The sequence below is a fragment of the Roseivirga seohaensis subsp. aquiponti genome (genome assembly GCF_001267955.1).
In the GTDB taxonomy this organism is placed as follows: Bacteria; Bacteroidota; Bacteroidia; order Cytophagales; family Cyclobacteriaceae; genus Roseivirga; species Roseivirga seohaensis.
On record NZ_JSVA01000043.1, the window covers coordinates 1 to 2,553 of the forward strand.

The 2,553-nt window shown below is 37.8% G+C and carries 1 protein-coding gene; it reads right to left on the reverse strand.

Features of this window, described 5'->3' with window-relative positions; genetic code table 11:
• Nucleotides 1-122: 122 nt before the first annotated feature.
• Nucleotides 123-2,465 carry an ABC transporter permease gene (locus OB69_RS18130; RefSeq protein WP_082338245.1) on the reverse strand — a complete coding sequence of 781 codons (2,343 nt, stop codon included), beginning with the start codon at nt 2,463-2,465 and terminating at the stop codon, nt 123-125.
• Nucleotides 2,466-2,553 lie beyond the last annotated feature (88 nt).

The following is a 2,553-nucleotide window of genomic DNA, read 5'->3' on the forward strand; positions in this document are numbered from 1 at the left end:
TATTAGTTATTAGTTATTAGTTATCACGAATTATTTTCAGCGGTTTCAGTTCCCTGTTTCTTTGTTTTCTGATCAATTTTTTTTTTCGCTTCGGTCTTCCGTCTTCTGGCTTCTCACTCCCATTATTCATCTCTCAAAATATCTACTGGGTTAATTAATGATGCTTTTACTGACTGATAACCCACCGTAATGAGCACAATCAGCAATGAAGCACCAATGCCTATTGCGAAAATGGCTGAGCTTATTTCAACATGATTGACGAAATCGTTCATCCATAAATTCATCAAATAATAAGCTGTTGGTATCGCTATTAAAGAGGCCAGTAAAATCAGCCCTAAATAGCTTCGTAAAAAGCTTAGGATTAACGCAAAAACCGAAGCACCTAAAACCTTTCTGATTCCAATTTCTTTGTATCTCTGAATGATGGTAAAAGCGCTTAGGCTGAAAAGCCCTAAACCTGCAATAAGCATGGCTATCCAAGTAAACACCTGAATTACTGTTCCAAATTTCTTTTCCTTCTCATAGTTAGCTTCAATCTCATCTGCCATTACAGTATAGACGAAAGGGCTGTTAGGAGAAATCTTATCCCAAGCTTGAGAAAGCAATGGAATAGTTTCCGCTTTAACTCTTTCACTTAGCTTAATATTGATGGAAGAAAGTCTTTTTTCTGCTTGCATAATTACCGCAGGAGTGGCTTCCTGCTTCAGATTAAACGCAAGGTTTTCTGTGATTCCAATAATGGTATAATCTGCTATTCTATAATTTGGAGAGAGTAGTTTAATCTTTTGACCAAGCGGCTCTTCAAAACCTAACAAACCCACCATGGCTTGATTAATAATGACAGAACCGTTTTCATCCTCTACACTTCCGCTGATAAAATTACGACCTCTAATAAGCTGTATATCAAGCACGTCCAGCGCATTCTCAGCTACTTCTTGATAAGGAACAGCATCCGTTTTTTGCTCATTTTCAAAAGTCCACTGCAAAGGCATTTTAACCGTTCCGTTCAAGGGAAAAGGAGAAGCAGTTACAGCCTCAACACCTGGTATTTTCTCAAAAGCAGCTTTCATTACATCATAAGTGCTTCCGCGCGCTTTATAAGTCGTAATAATTGAAGAGGGATCCATCCCTATATCTCCTTCCACAAAAAAATCAACCTGTTGCTTTATCACTTGTGTTCCGAAAAGTAAAACCAGTGTAATTATCAACTGAAAAGCCACCAAGTACTTTCTGAACAATCCTTTGCTTCCAACAACTTCCCCTTTCATTAATCGCATGGTTTTAAAGCGGCTAGTGAAGATTGCGGGATATACACCTGCCAATAATGTGATTCCGGGAATCAGTAAAGTCAAAAAGGTGAGTGTGAAGCCATCAGAAAAATAGTTGAGCTTCAAGCTTTTTCCAGAAAGGGAATTCAGTGTTGGTAAAAAATATTCAGCCAAAGCAGCTGCTAGAAAAACCGCCACTGCCACTAAAAGTGCTGTTTCAATTAAAAACTGAAATCGAATTTGAGTTTTAGTTGCTCCTATCACTTTTCGGATCCCCACTTGCTTTAAAGTAGAGAGTGATTTTGCGGTTGAGGAATTAATATAATTTATGACAGCGAGCAAAAGCAGTAAAAGACCCACCGCAGAGAAAATAAAAATAAATTCCTTATTCCCCTTTACACCAGAAGCCGTTTGAGAAAATTCGCTCTCAAGGTGTAGATCACCATAATTTTCAACTTTAAATTTTAAGTTGAATTTATTATCGAAGCCGTTCTGAGCAGTCAATTCCATCAACTTACTTTCTAAGCCTGCTTCATCCACTGGCTCTTTCAATAAAGCATATAGTTCTCCTTGTCCACCATACCGATAACCTCCGTTACTCACCTTACGAATAGGTACAATGATATTGAATTGGAATCGAGAGTTCTGAGGAATATCGTTTAAGACCCCCGTTACAATGCCAATTCTATCATTGTCGGCCATCTCGAATTTTCGGCCAATTACATCTTCTTCTCCAAAATATTTAAGTGCCATATAACGTGAAAGAACCACGCTATTTTCGCCTTCCAGGGCATTTGATTCATTTCCGAACTTTAAAGAGAAATCGAAAATTTTAAAAAAATTCGGATCAGCTCCATAAGTTTCCTTTTCAAAAACCTTAGCTCCTTCATAGTCCATTAAAGTTTCGCCCAATACTTGTATCCTTGTCATGGTCTCTACTTCTGGCATAGTTAAGTTTACAATCTCAATTAAATCGGTCGGAAAAGGTTGAGGCTTCCCGTCCTTGTTAATCATCATCGCACGGTATATTCTATCATGGTTTTTATGAAAACGATCAAAGGTTAATTCATCACGAACAAATACTGTAATCAAGATAAATGCAGTTATGCCTACCGACAAACCAATAACATTTACCACAGTGAAAACTGGGTGTTTTCTAAGCGACCTTAGTGTAGTAATGAAGTAACTTTTTAGCATAGCGTTATCAGTTATCTGGTATCAGGTATCAGTTATCAGGTATCAGGTATCAGGTATCAGGTATCAGGTATCAGGTATCAGTTATCAG

Excerpts from the sequence above, each read along its gene's own strand:
- OB69_RS18130 (WP_082338245.1), bottom strand. The coding sequence starts at position 2,465 with ATGCTAAAAAGTTACTTCATTACTACACTAAGGTCGCTTAGAAAACAC.